Below are 14,573 nucleotides of genomic sequence, written 5' to 3'. Positions count from 1 at the left end.
AGATGAGCAAAAAGCCCGCATTAGGAAGAGGATTAAGTGCATTATTAGAAAATGCAAAAACAGATATTACAACAAAAAACATTGGCGAAAATGCAGCGGTTGTTAATTCAGTTTCAGTAATTAAAATTAAAAGTATTGAAACGAATCCGTTTCAACCACGCACTAATTTTGAGGAAACGGCTTTACAAGAACTAAGTGATAGCATCAAACAACACGGCATTATCCAGCCTATAACCGTTAGAAAACTTGGCTACGATCGTTACCAGCTTATTTCAGGAGAACGTCGTTTCAGAGCCTCTCAAATGGCTGGATTAACGGATGTGCCCGCATACATTAGAATTGCCGACGATCAGGAAATGCTCGAAATGGCGCTGGTTGAGAATATTCAACGTGAAGATCTTGATCCCATTGAAGTATCTCTTTCTTACAAACGTTTGATCGATGAGTGTAACTTAACACAAGAACAATTAAGCGAAAAAGTCGGAAAACAAAGAAGTACGGTTACCAATTTTTTAAGATTACTAAAACTTCCTGCGGCAATACAAAAAGCATTACGCGATCGTGAAATTACAATGGGTCACGCTAAAGCTCTGATCAATATTGATAACGAAGACCGTCAGTTAGCAATCTTTGCAATGGCTCTTGAACAAGATTTTTCAGTGCGTCAAATTGAAGACCTGGCACGTGGAGAAAAAGTAAAGGTTACACCAAAAACAACCCGCGTAGAAAAACCACTTAGTATCGAAGACAAAGAAATTGCAAAAAGCTTAGATAAAATTTTTAATAAATCATATCAGTTTAAACGTAACGCCAAAGGTGGCGGAAACATTACGCTTAATTTTAGTAACGATACAGAACTTCAACATATTATTTCATTTTTTGGAATTGAATAAGATACCGCGACACATTCTTAAATTCAAGGCTCTGTAAAACACAGAGCCTTTTCTTTAACACCAAACACCTTGAAAAAAATTCTGTTAATATCTGACACTCATAACTACCTAGATAAAGGTCTGATTAAACATATTGAGGCCGCAGATGAAATATGGCACGCCGGAGATATTGGCACCATTGAAATTTGTGATGCTATCGAAAAATTAAAACCTTTAAAAGCTGTGTTTGGAAATGTAGATGGAAACGATATTCGCGTTGCATATTCAGAAAATCTTTTTTTTGACTGCGAAAATGTCAAAGTTTTTATCACACACATTGGCGGCTATCCGGGAAAGTATCCAACTAAAATCAAACAACTCATATTGCAACACAAACCGAAACTATTTATCTGCGGTCACTCACACATCCTAAAAGTTATGTACGATAAAGAATTAGAGCTCCTGCATATTAATCCAGGCGCTTGTGGTGTTCACGGTTTTCATACCGTTAAAACCATTGTAAAATTTGAAATAGAAGGTGCTGAAATAAAAAACCTTGCAATAATTGAATTAGGAAGCAGAACATCCTTAACTTCGTAACATGGATCCGAATACATATTTTAGTGATGAAGCCTTGGCTCGCTTTGTGAGTGCTCAAGGTAAAACAGTTGAAAAAATCGCCTGTTACTTGTGGCAAAACAGCGTAGATAAAAATGGGTCAGTCGAACTTATCGATAACCTTGAACTACACTTTACTGATAAACAAAAACTTACTATTTCTTGTAATGAGAATGGAGACGGTTTAGATGCTATCAATTTTAATGCTAAGGAAGCAGCTGCAGAATTAGAAAAAGAATTTGAAGGAAAAATTAAGTTATTTGGTGTAAACGCTTCATCAACAAAAATGTGGGAAGATGTGATAGGATTAACTTTAGAAAGCGTTAGAATTATTAAAGAAGGCGATTATCACAAAGCAGGTTCAGTACTACTTGTTTTCGGGAAAGAAAAAAGAATTGTATCCATAAATCCACTTGATGGCCTTATAATTGATTATTACGAAGAAGATTAAAACAAAAAATCCAATGCAGTGCATTGGATTTTTTGTTTTAATGGTATCGTGTTATTTAAGTAACTCCATCGCTTCTTGAATAGAAATGATTTCGTTTTTAAACGTAGCGATAATAAACGCATCAGTATAACCTTTATCCTCTAAATCTTTTCTTAATTTCTCAGCGGTATCAAGGCGAGAAAACTCTCCACCAGCAGTGTAACGGATATTTCCAGTAGCAGTGGTCTGTTTTTCGATTGTTGTAATATCTTTTACTTTTTCATCCATTGCTTGTTCCTGCGCAGGTTTTTTTGTTGGACCTAATTGTATTTTGAAGACCAATAATTTTTTATCAATAGAATTAAACGTTTTTTCTTCGTTTAAATCCTCTTTAAAATCCTTATCCATTGTAGCACCGGTCTGGTTCATTGGAATACGTTTACCTCCCTTATAAGCAGTAACAAAAGCATCACTATATCCTTGTACCACTAAGTCAGCCCTCACTCCCGCAGCTTCACCAATAGACTTATAACCTTTTGTTACGTATCTGTAAATGCTTTCTCCAGTTTTTAATTCTAATACGCCTGCGCTTGTATTAAACACTTTAGTTGAAATTTTATTTTTAAAAGCCCCTAACTGTACACGATAAACAATGTCTTCTTTAGTAAAAACGCCAACTTCCTCAGGAAGAATAGTACCTAAAACACTATCCCCTACACTTATATTAAGTAAATCAGCAATTTCTGTTTCTAATAACCTCTGCAATTCTTCGTCACCCACTTGAACAATTTCTTTCCCGTTGCCTGTGATTCTTGAAATTCCAGCTCCTTTATTACCTGTAGTCCTAAACTCATCCCTACGTTTAATAGCAGTACTTAACTTATCATAATTTCCACTTGTATAAACAACAGTTGTACCATCATCAAGTGTTACCGAGTTAATATCTCCTATACTCAATAAAAACGCAAGCTCGTCAGAAGGTATCGGACCAGCATATCTAACTAACTCAACAGTGAAATTATCCTTTTTAACCTTTGGGGCTTTAACAGGTGCTGCAAAAATATTTCCTACTGTTACAGTACTTCTATTTGTTACTAAAGAATCATTCAAATAATTATCGTACCAATTCTGCCAATACGCATCGTCTTGAGTAACACCTCTTGAATTAACCGGAGCTCCTGCCGCAGATGCCAATTCATCATCGCGATGGCTAGGAATGCCATCATTATCTTCATCAAGCGGACACCCTTTTAAATCAACTTTTGCATCTTTTTCAGTGCCCAAACAATCATCCTGTAAATCAATTACTCCATCGTCGTCGCCGTCTTCATTATCAAAAGTAGCCCAAAACGCATTGCTCAGAGTATCAATATACTTGTTGGTTCTTGATTTCTTTTTTGCAATCAAATCATATTGTAATGAAAATGATGTGTATGTTAATTTATCTTTACCCTTGGTTCCAGCGCGATCTCCTACACTTTTATTAGAAACCCCATCGATGTAATCCGTTGTGGTAAGATAATATTGGAAATTTAATTTAAGATCCACCCTGTCGGTTACTTTCATTATGAAACCCAAACCTAAGGGAAAAGCGAAAGCTCTTTCTTGGTATTTACCGAAGCCATCCTTGTTCAATTCGCGAATATCACTTTCATATGTATAATCTCTTTGCAAATCAATCGCATTTTGCGCTCCAGGCGATCCCTCTGGCATACTTTTAATACTTCCGTCATTCCAATAATAATAAGTATTGCCATTTTTATCCTTTAAATCAGTTTTACTTAAAAACTCAAAACCGTACACGCCAAAACTTACAAACGGCCTTACCTTATATTTACTCGGAATAAAGTTTCCGAAATCATAAATAAGATTTACGCCTCCAGCTCTAATCTCTGATCTGAAGTTTTCGTTTCGATTATCAATTCTTTCATTTGCTCCCACCTTTCCGAACAGTACATTAAAATCTAATTGCAAGTAACGCGTAATTCTATGGGATATAGATAAGTCAAATGCTGGTCGTCCCATAGATAGGGTTTGAAAATGCTTATTATACAAATCTCCATGAAACCCCATTCTACCAACTCCAATACTAATTTTTGGTTTTAGACGTTGTTCTGCAGCGCTACTAGAATCTAAATTCTGATTTAAGTCATCACCCAAACCAGTCATATGTCTGCTTAAAGGCTCTCCTTCCAAAGTAGTCGTAGGAATTGTTAGTGGATTAAGAATATAATATAAGGAATCTCCTTGTTTTGGGCCTATATAGAACTGTTCCGGATACGGTTCTGTTTGATAATACAGTAGTAATTGATCAGAAGTTAAACTATCAATAGGCAATAATCTCAGCTCCGCGGCATTATGTGTTACATTTGGGACGAGACTATCTGGAGGACTTGGATTTACAAACAGAGAGTCTTGCTGTTTTGCAGCAGGATTAATAGTATCAGGAGGAATCGTTTGTATCGTTAATGTATCATTTTGACTTTTTGGTTTTAAGCTATCTGGTGCGCTTAGGGTAGTTTTAATTACCTCTTCTACTTCCTTCGGTCTTAACGTGTCTAAGGGGGCTTCAGGAGGTAATAAAGTATCTTGATTTTGATTCGGCGAGATTACTTTTGGTGCATCGTTTTTTGTAGTGTCAGTAGGTGCTAAAGGAATCGGATTTGGTTCAGTCTTAATTTCCACCGGAATAACTGGTTCCGGCGCAACTGTTTTCTCAATAATTGCAGGAGGAGTAACTTCATCCGAACTTTGCTGGTGCTCGAGAGGCATCAGAAAATCAAGCAATTCTTTATCACGAATACTATCTTGAATATATTGTACGCGAGCCAAACTATCGGTCTTGGATATACCCGTTTGAGCCTTAACAGACAATGAAACTAAAATTATTGCAAGAAGAAAAAACTTCTTCATAAGGTATTAAATTGTGGTAAAAATAGGCTTTTTTTTTATTTAAACCATTTTTGATTTGTAATCATTAATGCTTCTTGAACTGTTATTCTTGATCCTTGATTATAGGCAACAACAAATGCGCTTTTAATTCCATTGATTGTTTTCATTGATTCTCGTTGATTACGGGCCTCTTTGTAACCCTCATGTGAACCAACCATAAACTTAGAAAATCCACCTTGCATTTCACTTTTAATAGATTCTTTTATATTAAATTTCTTTTTTAAGCGTTGTGCGGTAACTTTAGCGTTTGCAAATGCTCCAACTTGAACGACAAATTTCATACTACTTTCTTTTTTCTGAACCGTAGACTCAGCAATTTTTTCAGTTACCGTTTCTTCAACTGCTTTTTCTGCAATCTTAGTTATTTTTTCAGATTCACTATTTTCATTAGAAGTTGATAGTTTTTCAACTATACTTTCATTATTTTTTGCTTCATTCTTAGTTTGCTGAGCTTGAAAAGCAATAGTTTCCATGGGTACTTTAACTTTTTTACTTTGGTTATCCTCCAAATAAGAATATTCACCACCAAGCATTACTGCATCAGACGTGGATCCGCTGATTGTGTACGAAATTTCTAACTCGTCCTTTTCTGGAACATTAACCCAAACGAACTTAATCTTACCATCTGCTACAGAAAAAGAACCACCATCGGTTTTTGCAGCCTTTACAATTATTCCGTCTGCTATGTCATCGCTATACCTTGCAAAACCCCTTGTTGCGTTCTTTTTAATTTTAAGCGTTATTAAAAATTCATTTTGTTCTGCGCCAGCTGAAATAGATCTATCAACGGTAATTGTACTTGCTGGCTCAATTCCCGAACTAACAGTTGGCACTTGTGCAATAGTAGTGGGTGGTAGTGAGTCTGGCCTTGATGTAGATACAATCGGAGTATCATTAATATCTGATCCAGGCGGAAGCACTGTAACCTCAGCAGGAAGCATTTCCACAACTTGCTTTACATTATTTTCGACATAAGAATACTTTGATGATATTGTTTTAGCGCCGAGTGCTGAGGATTCTACAAACAAAGTTATTTTTACAATTATCTCACTCTCCATTGGCAATGCTGCCCACACCCACTTGGCTAAACCGTTATTATAACTGTAATTTGCTCCCATTTCGTCGGCTTCCTTAAGAATAATTCCTTCAGGTAATTCGAGTTGTAGTTTAGCAAAACCACCCATTCCCCCTTTCACAACTTTTATCTCAATCGAAACATCTTGTCCAGCAACCATCCTAGAAGGAATATTGCTTGTAACCGTAATACCATTATCACCTGAAAACAGGCCGAAAATAAAAAGGCAAAATGAATTGATGACAATAAAAAGGTATTTAACCATGGCTCTAAAATACCCTAATTAAGTGTAGTCTTTTGATATGGGTAAATTCTTTTAATAACAGTTATTTGTTAACTTCTATAGTGAGGAAGTTCGTCCACCATCAACAGGTAAATTCACACCGTTAATGTATGCTGCAGCTGGTGAAACTAAAAAAGCAACCGCATTGGCTATTTCTGAAGCTTCTGCAAACCTACCTAAAGGAATTTCGTGTAACATTTCCTTTTTTACCGCGTCGTTATTTACATTTGTCTTTAAGGCTTTGTTTTCGATGATACTCGACAGCCTTTGAGTAGCTGTAGCTCCCGGCAATACATTATTTACAGTTATACCAAACTTACCTAACTCGTTTGCAAGCGTTTTAGCCCAATTACCAACAGCCGCTCTAATCGTATTACTTACACCCAAGTTCGGTAATGCTTGTTTTACGGAAGTAGATATTACGTTTACTATTCTACCGTAACCATTATTTTTCATACCTTCAACACAGGCTTGAACTAATATATGATTGCATATTAAATGATTATTAAAAGCTATGATAAACTCATCCACTTGTGCGTTAATTATCGGTCCTGATGGAGGACCACCCGTATTATTCACCAATATGTTAACAGGGCCGGTTCGTTGAATAAATTGTTCTACAAGTACTTTCAATTGATCTGGATTACTAAAATCTACACACAAATAGGAGTGTAATTGCGAACCGTTATTAGATAGTTCACTTTTTACCTGTTTTAAACTTTGTTCGTTTCTTGCCACAAGCGTAACATTGGCGCCCATTTGCGCTAACTCCATCGCCACTGCTTTCCCAATACCTTGTGTACTCCCACAAACGATAGCTCTTTTATAATGTAAATCTAAATTCATAGTTTATTTAGTTCAATATTTAATCATTTTCGTTACGCAATTTACCTAAATTTTCCCTTACAAGGTCGCTCTCAAAACCCCTAGATATTAAATAATTTAAAACATTATAGAACTCCTTTGTTTTATCGCTACCCTTAAATAATTTTCTTCTTTTTTCAATTACTTTTCCTATTACTATTTGATACTCAACCATATCAATCAACTTCAAAGCCTTATTTAAACAATATTCAGAAACTCTATGCTTTTTAAGTTCTATTTTTATTTTGTTTTTCCCCCAATGTTTGATTCTAAATTTTCCACTTGCAAACGCTACTGCAAACCTTTCTTCACTCAGAAAATTTTCGGAAATTAAATTTGAAATAATTGCTTCCGTTTCTTCCGAACTTAAACCGTATTCGAACAGCTTGTTTCTTGTTTCATGTTGAGATCGCTCCTGATATGCACACCAAGTCATTATTTTTTGCTGCGCCACTTCGGCAGAAAGTTTTATTTGACTTACTTTGTAGTTCATAAACAGGCTCAACAAAGAAACCTTTTAATTTTAAAATGCCAAAATTACCTTCTCAACTAATACAAAGCCTTAATAAACTTGAACACTTCAATGAAAAAGCATTTACTGCAGTTCACGAAGAAGAAAATAAGGTTACTTCAATCCGCTTGAATCCTTTTAAAAAAGTATCCTTGGATTTCAAATTAGATGAGTCTGTAAAATGGAATTCACAAGGTTATTATTTAAATGAACGCCCGTCTTTTACGCTTGACCCACTGTTTCAAGCTGGCTGCTATTACCCGCAGGAAGCCGGTAGTATGTTTATTGAATTTTGCTTAAAGCAAACGCTGGATTTCACTGAAACTCTAAAAATATTGGATGTATGTGCCGCTCCAGGTGGAAAAAGCACGCTGATTAACTCGTTATTAAACAAAGAGAGTTTATTAGTTGCTAATGAATTAATCAAATCTAGAGCAGATGTCTTAGTCCAAAATCTTTCCAAATGGGGTACCTGTAACACTATTGTTACCAATAATGACCCGCAGCGATTTGCTGAATTACCAAGTTTTTTTGACGCGGTAGTGATTGACGCGCCCTGCAGTGGCAGTGGATTGTTCAGAAAACAACCCGATGCGATTGATGAATGGAGCGTTGATCATGTAAAAGCTTGTGGCATCAGGCAAAAGAAAATTGTTAGTGATGTACTGCCAGCACTAAAGGAAGATGGTATCCTCATTTACAGTACCTGTTCCTATTCTGAAGAAGAAAATGAAAAAATTGTGTCTAGCTTAGTAAATGAACATAATTTAGAATTCGTTAGACTTCCAATTGACAAAGATTGGGGGATATTAGAAACCCAGTTTGGCTACCGTTTTTATCCGCACTTATTAAAAAGTGAAGGTTTCTTTTGCGCCGTACTTCGTAAAAAGGAATGTTTAGAGAATCCGGTTCATATCAGGAAAAAAAATAATGTAGAGACAAATAAAGTCGAACTAGAAATACTAGGGCGTTTTATTAACTCAGACAGAGCGCATATTACAAAAAAAAACAACCAATTTCATTTACTGAATGCAGAAGGCATGGGTTTTCTAACAAAGTTCGAAAAAACCTTTTATTTTAAAAAGGCAGGGATGGTTATAGGTGAAATTAAAGGGCGTGATATGGTTCCGAATCAAGAGCTAGCTTGGTTTACAGAACTTAATATGAATACACCCATTATTGAACTTGATAAAGAAACTTCTTTAAAATTTCTACGAAAAGAAAACTTTAATCCTCCAAAAAATGTAAGTGGATTGGTTTTATTGCGTTATAAAGAACAAGGCTTAGGATGGGCGAAAATACTACCAAATCGAATTAATAACTACCTCCCAAATTCACTCCGAATTTTAAAGTGAGAAGTCGGAAATTATTTCCAAAATATTTGATAAAATATTTCAATAATTATTTGCGGAGATAAAAAGTTTGTGTACATTTGCAATCCCATTTTGAGGGGTAGTTCTTTAAAATACTAAAAAAGCCGAAGTAGCTCAGCTGGTAGAGCCACTGATTTGTAATCAGTAGGTCGGGGGTTCGAGTCCCTTCTTCGGCTCTGTTTTTTTTTGAACGGGGATATACCAGAGTGGCCAAATGGGACAGACTGTAAATCTGTTGTTTCGACTTCGGAGGTTCGAATCCTCCTGTCCCCACTGAGTAACTTTGGTTATGAGGTTAAAAAAAGCGAAAGTAGCTCAATTGGTAGAGCTCCAGCCTTCCAAGCTGGAGGTTGCGGGTTCGAGACCCGTCTTTCGCTCAAAAAATAGACCGCTCGACGGGTCGAAAAGTTTATCCCGATGAATATCGGGAAGACCCTTCTTAGACTCAAAAAAACTTTCGGTCTTTTTAATTAAAAAGGTTAAGAAAAGTGAAGTTGGAAAATACGCCTTCCTGGTTTTGTTAGGAAAAGAGGTGACAAAGAGACGAGAAACTGGTATCAGTTTCAAGAATTTTTGAAAGTCCCAAAAAGCGGGACTTTTGGCATGTGAGGACGATTGTTCTTTAAAATATTGAAGATTTGAGCAGCTTTAACTCTAAGCGAACAGAGTATAAGCTGTTGTAGCTCAGTGGTAGAGCACCTCCTTGGTAAGGAGGAGGTCGGCAGTTCAATCCTGCTCAACAGCTCAATTAAGATGTTGAGCATTGACAGGGTGCTCAATAGGGAAGTCGGCAGCTCTCCCGATAGCTATCGGGACTGCTCAACAGCTCAATTAGACTTAAAAACTAATTTAAAATAAAATATAAACAACAAAAGTAAAAATAACAACTATGGCAAAAGAAAAATTCGACCGTTCCAAACCACACGTAAACATTGGAACTATTGGTCACGTAGATCACGGTAAAACTACTTTAACCGCTGCTATTACAACAGTATTAGCTTCTAAAGGCTTATGTGAAATCCGTGATTTCTCTTCAATTGATAACGCTCCTGAAGAAAAAGAACGTGGTATTACAATTAACACATCTCACGTTGAGTACGCTACAGCTAACCGTCACTACGCTCACGTTGACTGTCCAGGTCACGCCGATTATGTAAAAAACATGGTTACAGGTGCTGCTCAAATGGACGGTGCAATTTTAGTAGTTGCTTCTACTGATGGACCAATGCCGCAGACTCGTGAACATATCCTTTTAGCTCGCCAGGTTGGTGTGCCTAAATTAGTTGTGTTTATGAATAAAGTTGACATGGTTGAAGATGCTGAGTTATTAGACTTGGTTGAAATGGAAATTCGTGAATTATTAACTTTCTACAAGTTTGATGGTGATAACACACCTATTATCCGTGGTTCTGCTTTAGGTGGATTAAACAACGATCCTAAATGGGTTGATAAAATCATGGAATTAATGGAAGCTGTAGATACTTACATTCCAATTCCTCCACGTGAAAAAGATAAGCCATTTTTAATGCCGGTTGAAGACGTGTTCACGATCACTGGTCGTGGTACTGTTGCTACTGGTCGTATCGAGACTGGTGTTATCAACTCTGCTGATCCAGTTGAGATCATTGGTATGGGTGCTGAAAAATTAAATTCTACTGTAACAGGTGTTGAGATGTTCCGTAAAATTTTAGATTACGGTGAGGCTGGAGATAACGTAGGTTTATTATTACGTGGTGTTGAGAAAAAAGACATCAAACGTGGTATGGTTATTATTAAGCCAGGTACTGTTAAACCACACGCTAAATTTAAAGCTGAGGTGTATATCTTGAAAAAAGAAGAAGGTGGACGTCATACTCCATTCCAAAACAAATATCGTCCACAGTTCTATTTCCGTACAACTGACGTAACTGGAGAAATCGAGTTAGAAGCAGGACGTGAAATGGTTCTTCCTGGTGATAACGTAACAATTACTGTTAATTTAATTAACCCAATTGCTATGGATAAAGGTTTACGTTTCGCGATTCGTGAAGGTGGCCGTACTGTAGGAGCTGGTCAAGTAACTGAAATTTTAGACTAAGCCATAGTCATAAATATAGGCAAAATGGCTCCCTTAACGGGGTAGCCATTTTGCCATTTTTAGTCAGGCCTCTAAAAGTGTTAATAAAGCACAAAAAAAGCGAAGTAAATCATTGATTTCTTCACTTTAAAAAACGGGTGTGGTGCAATGGTAGCATACCGGTCTCCAAAACCGTTGATGGGAGTTCGAATCTCTCCACCCGTGCCAGTAGAGAAGCTAATAGTCGATAGTTTATAGCGACCATTAACTATCAACTTTAAACTATAAACTTAGAAAAACATGAGCAAAATAGGGACTTATATTTCAGAAACGAAAAACGAATTAGTAAACAAAGTAAGCTGGCCAACATGGCCTGAGTTGCAAAGCAGTGCAATTGTGGTAATGATTTCTTCTATTATTATTGCTTTGGTTGTTTTTGGAATGGATAAGGTTTTTGAAATATTAATGAACCAAGCCTACGATATTATTAAATAATTGTATTAATAAAAAAATTAATAAGTAAATGGCTGATGTAGTTAAAACCGACCTGTCGCAGAAAAAATGGTACGTTGTACGTGCTATTAGCGGGCAGGAAAAAAAGGTAAAACAATATATTGAGGTGGAAATTTCTCGTTTAAAATTAAACGATTATGTTTCACAAGTTTTAATTCCAACAGAAAAGGTTATCCAGATTCGTAACGGAAAGAAAACAACAAAAGAGCGTTCGTTTTATCCAGGTTATGTGTTAATCGAAGCTGTTTTAGCTGGTGAAGTACCTCACGTAATTAAAAATATAACTGGTGTTATTGGCTTTTTAGGTGAAACTAAAGGCGGTAATGCTGTTCCAATGCGTATTAGTGAAGTTAACCGTATTTTAGGTAAGGTTGATGAATTAGTTGAAAGTGAAGGAACTGTTTCAACAAATTATACTGTTGGAGAATCTGTTAAAGTAATTAACGGACCATTCAATGGCTTTAATGGTGTAATTGAAGAAGTAATGGACGATAAACGTAAAATTAAAGTTACGGTTAAGATCTTCGGACGTAAAACACCTGTTGAGCTTAACTTTGGAGAGGTTGAATTAGAATAGAAAAAATAGAGTCGAGTCGAAAGTCTCTAGTCCCAAGTCAATACTGACTAACGACTATAAGACCAGCGACTTTAGACTAAATATATAAACGAATTGATGGTTAATTAGTTTTAGAATGAAATGAGCGCTTTGCTGCTTCCAACTCAAAGTAAATTGCTTCTAAAACGAAAGGTTATCATAAAACAAAAAAACAAATAAAAAATGGCAAAAGAGTTATCGGCAATTGTAAAATTGCAAATCAAAGGTGGAGCTGCTAACCCCTCGCCTCCTATTGGTCCTGCATTGGGTGCCAAAGGTGTTAACATTATGGAGTTCTGTAAGCAATTTAATGCTAGAACTCAAGAACAAGCTGGTAAAGTATTACCGGTTATCATTAATGTTTACACTGATAAGTCGTTCGATTTCGTAATCAAACGTCCACCTGTTGCAATACAAATATTAGAGGTGACTAAAATTAAAGCAGGCTCGCCAACCAGTAACCGTAAAAAAGTAGGTGCCCTAACATGGGATCAGGTTCGTAAAATTGCTGAAGATAAAATTGTAGACATGAACTGTTTTACAATTGAATCTGCAATGAACATGGTTGTAGGTACGGCTCGTAGTATGGGTGTTACTGTTAGCGGTGAAAAACCGTATTAATCAATTATTAATTATTAAAAACAAGCTTAAGAAATGGCAACGTTGACTAAAAAAAGAAAGGCTGCTAACGCGAAATTCGACGCTAGTAAGTCTTACTCCGTAGCTGAAGCGGCTAAAATTGTAAAGGACATTACCTCTACAAAATTCGACGCTTCTGTGGATCTTGCGATCCGTTTAGGAGTTGACCCTCGTAAAGCTAATCAAATGGTACGCGGTACTGTTACCTTACCTCACGGTACAGGTAAAACCATGCGTGTTTTGGCTATTGTAACTCCTGATAAGGAAGCAGAAGCAAGAGCAGCTGGCGCGGATTTCGTTGGATTAGACGAATACATTGAAAAAATCAAAGGTGGATGGACAGATGTTGATGTTATCATCACTATGCCTTCTGTTATGGGAAAAGTTGGTGCATTAGGACGTGTGTTAGGCCCTCGTGGTTTAATGCCAAACCCTAAAACAGGAACTGTAACCATGGACATTGGTAAAGCGGTAACAGATTCAAAAGGTGGTAAAATTGATTTTAAAGTAGATAAAGCAGGAATTATTCATGCAGGTGTTGGTAAAGCGTCGTTTGATGCGGCCAAATTAACTGAGAACGCGAATGAACTGTTACAAACTGTTTTAAAATTAAAGCCGTCGAGCGCTAAAGGAACTTATGTGAAATCAATTACTTTGAGTAGCACAATGAGTCCTGGTGTAACTGTAGATCCTAAATTATTCTCTTAAAAAACTGCTAAAAAATGAATAAAACCGAAAAAACACAGGTAATAGAGGAGTTGGTAGAGAAATTAAATGCCAACAACAAAATCTATTTAGCAGATTGTTCTACTTTAACAGTTGAAAAAGTAAATGCGTTCCGTAAACAATGTTTCGAGAAAAAAGTATCGGTACAAGTTATTAAGAACACTTTGCTTAAAAAAGCAATTGAAAGAGCAAACGACAGTAAATTAGCAGAGTTAATTCCAGCTTTAAAAGGCGAAACTGCTTTAATTTTTACAGATACATCTAATGTGCCTGCGAAAATTATGAAAGAATTCCGTAAAGGTGGTAAAAAACCAGCTTTAAGAGCTGCTTACGTTGAAGATATGATCTTCATTGGCGATGAGCAATTGGATGCCTTAGTAGGATTAAAATCTAAAAACGAATTAATTGGTGAAGTGATTGCATTATTACAATCTCCAATTCAACGCGTTATGGGTGCTTTGGAAAACAAAGGCGGTAGCGAAGAAGCTGCATAAACTGTTAGATGAAGCAGAGTACAACTCGCTTCATTACAAGAAAAACAATCTGGCGGATTGATAAAATAGTCCGAAAAAAAAACAAGTAAATAAATAAATTAACAACGCTGAAAAAATTAAAATCTTTCAGCACAAATAAAAAATAAAATGGCAGATATTAAATCATTAGCTGACACATTAGTTAGCTTAACAGTAAAAGAAGTTCAAGAATTAGCAAAAGTATTAAAAGATGAGCATGGTATTGAGCCAGCTGCTGTTGCCGTAGCCGTTGGTGGTGGTGCAGGTGCTGGAGAAGCTGCTGCTGTAAAAACATCTTTTGATGTTATGTTATTAGAAGCTGGTGGAGCTAAATTAGGAGTTGTTAAAGTTGTAAAAGACTTAACTGGTTTAGGCTTAAAAGAAGCTAAAGACTTAGTTGACGGAGCTCCTAAAGCTGTAAAAGAAGGTGTTGGTAAAGAAGAAGCTGAAGCAATTAAAAAAGCTTTAGAAGAAGCTGGTGCCAAAGCAGAAATTAAGTAATTCTGCATCTATTACTAGAAAATGATCCTGTTTAAACGCGGGGTCATTTTCCT

General features: G+C 36.3%; 15 protein-coding genes and 5 tRNA genes. 16 read left to right on the top strand and 4 right to left on the bottom strand.

Features of this window, described 5'->3' with window-relative positions:
- The first annotated feature begins 2 nt into the window (after positions 1 to 2).
- The 3 genes from P2086_RS11155 (at position 3) to P2086_RS11145 (ending at position 1,941) form a co-directional block, all read left to right on the top strand.
- Positions 3 to 893: a ParB/RepB/Spo0J family partition protein gene (locus P2086_RS11155; RefSeq protein ID WP_317896822.1), complete on the top strand. Its 891-nt coding sequence runs from the start codon at positions 3 to 5 to the stop codon at positions 891 to 893.
- 69 nt (positions 894 to 962) lie between these two features.
- A complete protein-coding gene (locus P2086_RS11150; protein WP_317896821.1) occupies positions 963 to 1,472 on the top strand; it encodes a metallophosphoesterase family protein in 510 nt (169 codons plus the stop codon).
- 1 nt (position 1,473) lies between these two features.
- Complete coding sequence (locus tag P2086_RS11145) at positions 1,474 to 1,941, top strand: hypothetical protein (protein ID WP_317896820.1); 468 nt, start codon at positions 1,474 to 1,476, stop codon at positions 1,939 to 1,941.
- Positions 1,942 to 1,992: 51 nt separating this feature from the next.
- Here the strand turns inward: P2086_RS11145 and P2086_RS11140 are convergent, their stop codons facing one another.
- From P2086_RS11140 to P2086_RS11125, 4 genes are all read right to left on the bottom strand, one after another.
- Complete coding sequence (locus tag P2086_RS11140; RefSeq protein ID WP_317896819.1) at positions 1,993 to 4,833, bottom strand: SPOR domain-containing protein; 2,841 nt, start codon at positions 4,831 to 4,833, stop codon at positions 1,993 to 1,995.
- A gap of 35 nt (positions 4,834 to 4,868) precedes the next feature.
- Positions 4,869 to 6,212 (bottom strand): SPOR domain-containing protein, encoded by a 1,344-nt coding sequence (locus P2086_RS11135; RefSeq protein WP_317896818.1) that lies wholly within the window; start codon positions 6,210 to 6,212, stop codon positions 4,869 to 4,871.
- Positions 6,213 to 6,287: 75 nt separating this feature from the next.
- Positions 6,288 to 7,076, bottom strand: a complete 789-nt coding sequence (locus P2086_RS11130) for an SDR family oxidoreductase (RefSeq protein ID WP_317896817.1) — start codon at positions 7,074 to 7,076, stop codon at positions 6,288 to 6,290.
- 19 nt (positions 7,077 to 7,095) lie between these two features.
- Positions 7,096 to 7,587 (bottom strand): regulatory protein RecX, encoded by a 492-nt coding sequence (locus tag P2086_RS11125; RefSeq protein WP_317896816.1) that lies wholly within the window; start codon positions 7,585 to 7,587, stop codon positions 7,096 to 7,098.
- Between the two features lie 35 nt (positions 7,588 to 7,622).
- Between P2086_RS11125 and P2086_RS11120 the strand changes: the two genes are divergently transcribed.
- From P2086_RS11120 to rplL, 13 genes are all read left to right on the top strand, one after another.
- Positions 7,623 to 8,960 carry a methyltransferase RsmF C-terminal domain-like protein gene (locus P2086_RS11120; RefSeq protein WP_317896815.1) on the top strand — a complete coding sequence of 446 codons (1,338 nt, stop codon included), beginning with the start codon at positions 7,623 to 7,625 and terminating at the stop codon, positions 8,958 to 8,960.
- Positions 8,961 to 9,081: 121 nt separating this feature from the next.
- Positions 9,082 to 9,154 (top strand) — tRNA-Thr (locus P2086_RS11115).
- Positions 9,155 to 9,170: 16 nt separating this feature from the next.
- Positions 9,171 to 9,251: transfer RNA gene (locus tag P2086_RS11110), tRNA-Tyr, on the top strand.
- 31 nt (positions 9,252 to 9,282) lie between these two features.
- Positions 9,283 to 9,355: transfer RNA gene (locus P2086_RS11105), tRNA-Gly, on the top strand.
- A gap of 296 nt (positions 9,356 to 9,651) precedes the next feature.
- Positions 9,652 to 9,723, top strand: a tRNA-Thr gene (locus tag P2086_RS11100).
- 144 nt (positions 9,724 to 9,867) lie between these two features.
- Complete coding sequence (gene tuf, locus P2086_RS11095; protein WP_317896814.1) at positions 9,868 to 11,055, top strand: elongation factor Tu; 1,188 nt, start codon at positions 9,868 to 9,870, stop codon at positions 11,053 to 11,055.
- Positions 11,056 to 11,188: 133 nt separating this feature from the next.
- A tRNA-Trp gene (locus P2086_RS11090) sits at positions 11,189 to 11,262 on the top strand.
- A gap of 72 nt (positions 11,263 to 11,334) precedes the next feature.
- Complete coding sequence (gene secE / locus P2086_RS11085) at positions 11,335 to 11,529, top strand: preprotein translocase subunit SecE (protein WP_317896813.1); 195 nt, start codon at positions 11,335 to 11,337, stop codon at positions 11,527 to 11,529.
- A gap of 28 nt (positions 11,530 to 11,557) precedes the next feature.
- The gene (gene nusG, locus P2086_RS11080; protein WP_317896812.1) at positions 11,558 to 12,124 is read left to right on the top strand and encodes a transcription termination/antitermination protein NusG; all 567 of its coding nucleotides are present in this window, start codon (positions 11,558 to 11,560) and stop codon (positions 12,122 to 12,124) included.
- Between the two features lie 201 nt (positions 12,125 to 12,325).
- Entirely contained in the window at positions 12,326 to 12,763 is a 438-nt protein-coding gene (rplK, locus tag P2086_RS11075; RefSeq protein ID WP_317896811.1) for a 50S ribosomal protein L11, read from the top strand.
- 33 nt (positions 12,764 to 12,796) lie between these two features.
- On the top strand, positions 12,797 to 13,489 hold the full coding sequence (gene rplA / locus P2086_RS11070; protein ID WP_317896810.1) for a 50S ribosomal protein L1: 693 nt from the start codon (positions 12,797 to 12,799) through the stop codon (positions 13,487 to 13,489).
- 14 nt (positions 13,490 to 13,503) lie between these two features.
- The gene (gene rplJ, locus P2086_RS11065) at positions 13,504 to 14,001 is read left to right on the top strand and encodes a 50S ribosomal protein L10 (protein WP_317896809.1); all 498 of its coding nucleotides are present in this window, start codon (positions 13,504 to 13,506) and stop codon (positions 13,999 to 14,001) included.
- 147 nt (positions 14,002 to 14,148) lie between these two features.
- Positions 14,149 to 14,520 (top strand): 50S ribosomal protein L7/L12, encoded by a 372-nt coding sequence (gene rplL / locus P2086_RS11060; RefSeq protein WP_317896808.1) that lies wholly within the window; start codon positions 14,149 to 14,151, stop codon positions 14,518 to 14,520.
- Positions 14,521 to 14,573: the final 53 nt, after the last annotated feature.

The organism is Aurantibacillus circumpalustris (genome assembly GCF_029625215.1).
In the GTDB taxonomy this organism is placed as follows: Bacteria; Bacteroidota; Bacteroidia; order B-17B0; family Aurantibacillaceae; genus Aurantibacillus; species Aurantibacillus circumpalustris.
The sequence above is the reverse complement of the archived record's forward strand: the minus strand, read 5'-3'. Positions and strand labels throughout refer to the sequence as shown.

Bases quoted from the DNA above. Each gene is read 5' to 3' on its own strand.
- nusG (WP_317896812.1), top strand. From the start codon at position 11,558: ATGGCTGATGTAGTTAAAACCGACCTGTCGCAGAAAAAATGGTACGTT.
- P2086_RS11130 (WP_317896817.1), bottom strand. From the start codon at position 7,076: ATGAATTTAGATTTACATTATAAAAGAGCTATCGTTTGTGGGAGTACA.
- P2086_RS11120 (WP_317896815.1), top strand. From the start codon at position 7,623: ATGCCAAAATTACCTTCTCAACTAATACAAAGCCTTAATAAACTTGAA.
- rplK (WP_317896811.1), top strand. From the start codon at position 12,326: ATGGCAAAAGAGTTATCGGCAATTGTAAAATTGCAAATCAAAGGTGGA.
- rplL (WP_317896808.1), top strand. From the start codon at position 14,149: ATGGCAGATATTAAATCATTAGCTGACACATTAGTTAGCTTAACAGTA.
- P2086_RS11135 (WP_317896818.1), bottom strand. From the start codon at position 6,212: ATGGTTAAATACCTTTTTATTGTCATCAATTCATTTTGCCTTTTTATT.
- rplA (WP_317896810.1), top strand. From the start codon at position 12,797: ATGGCAACGTTGACTAAAAAAAGAAAGGCTGCTAACGCGAAATTCGAC.
- P2086_RS11145 (WP_317896820.1), top strand. From the start codon at position 1,474: ATGGATCCGAATACATATTTTAGTGATGAAGCCTTGGCTCGCTTTGTG.
- secE (WP_317896813.1), top strand. From the start codon at position 11,335: ATGAGCAAAATAGGGACTTATATTTCAGAAACGAAAAACGAATTAGTA.
- P2086_RS11140 (WP_317896819.1), bottom strand. From the start codon at position 4,833: ATGAAGAAGTTTTTTCTTCTTGCAATAATTTTAGTTTCATTGTCTGTT.
- tuf (WP_317896814.1), top strand. From the start codon at position 9,868: ATGGCAAAAGAAAAATTCGACCGTTCCAAACCACACGTAAACATTGGA.
- rplJ (WP_317896809.1), top strand. From the start codon at position 13,504: ATGAATAAAACCGAAAAAACACAGGTAATAGAGGAGTTGGTAGAGAAA.
- P2086_RS11125 (WP_317896816.1), bottom strand. From the start codon at position 7,587: ATGAACTACAAAGTAAGTCAAATAAAACTTTCTGCCGAAGTGGCGCAG.
- P2086_RS11155 (WP_317896822.1), top strand. From the start codon at position 3: ATGAGCAAAAAGCCCGCATTAGGAAGAGGATTAAGTGCATTATTAGAA.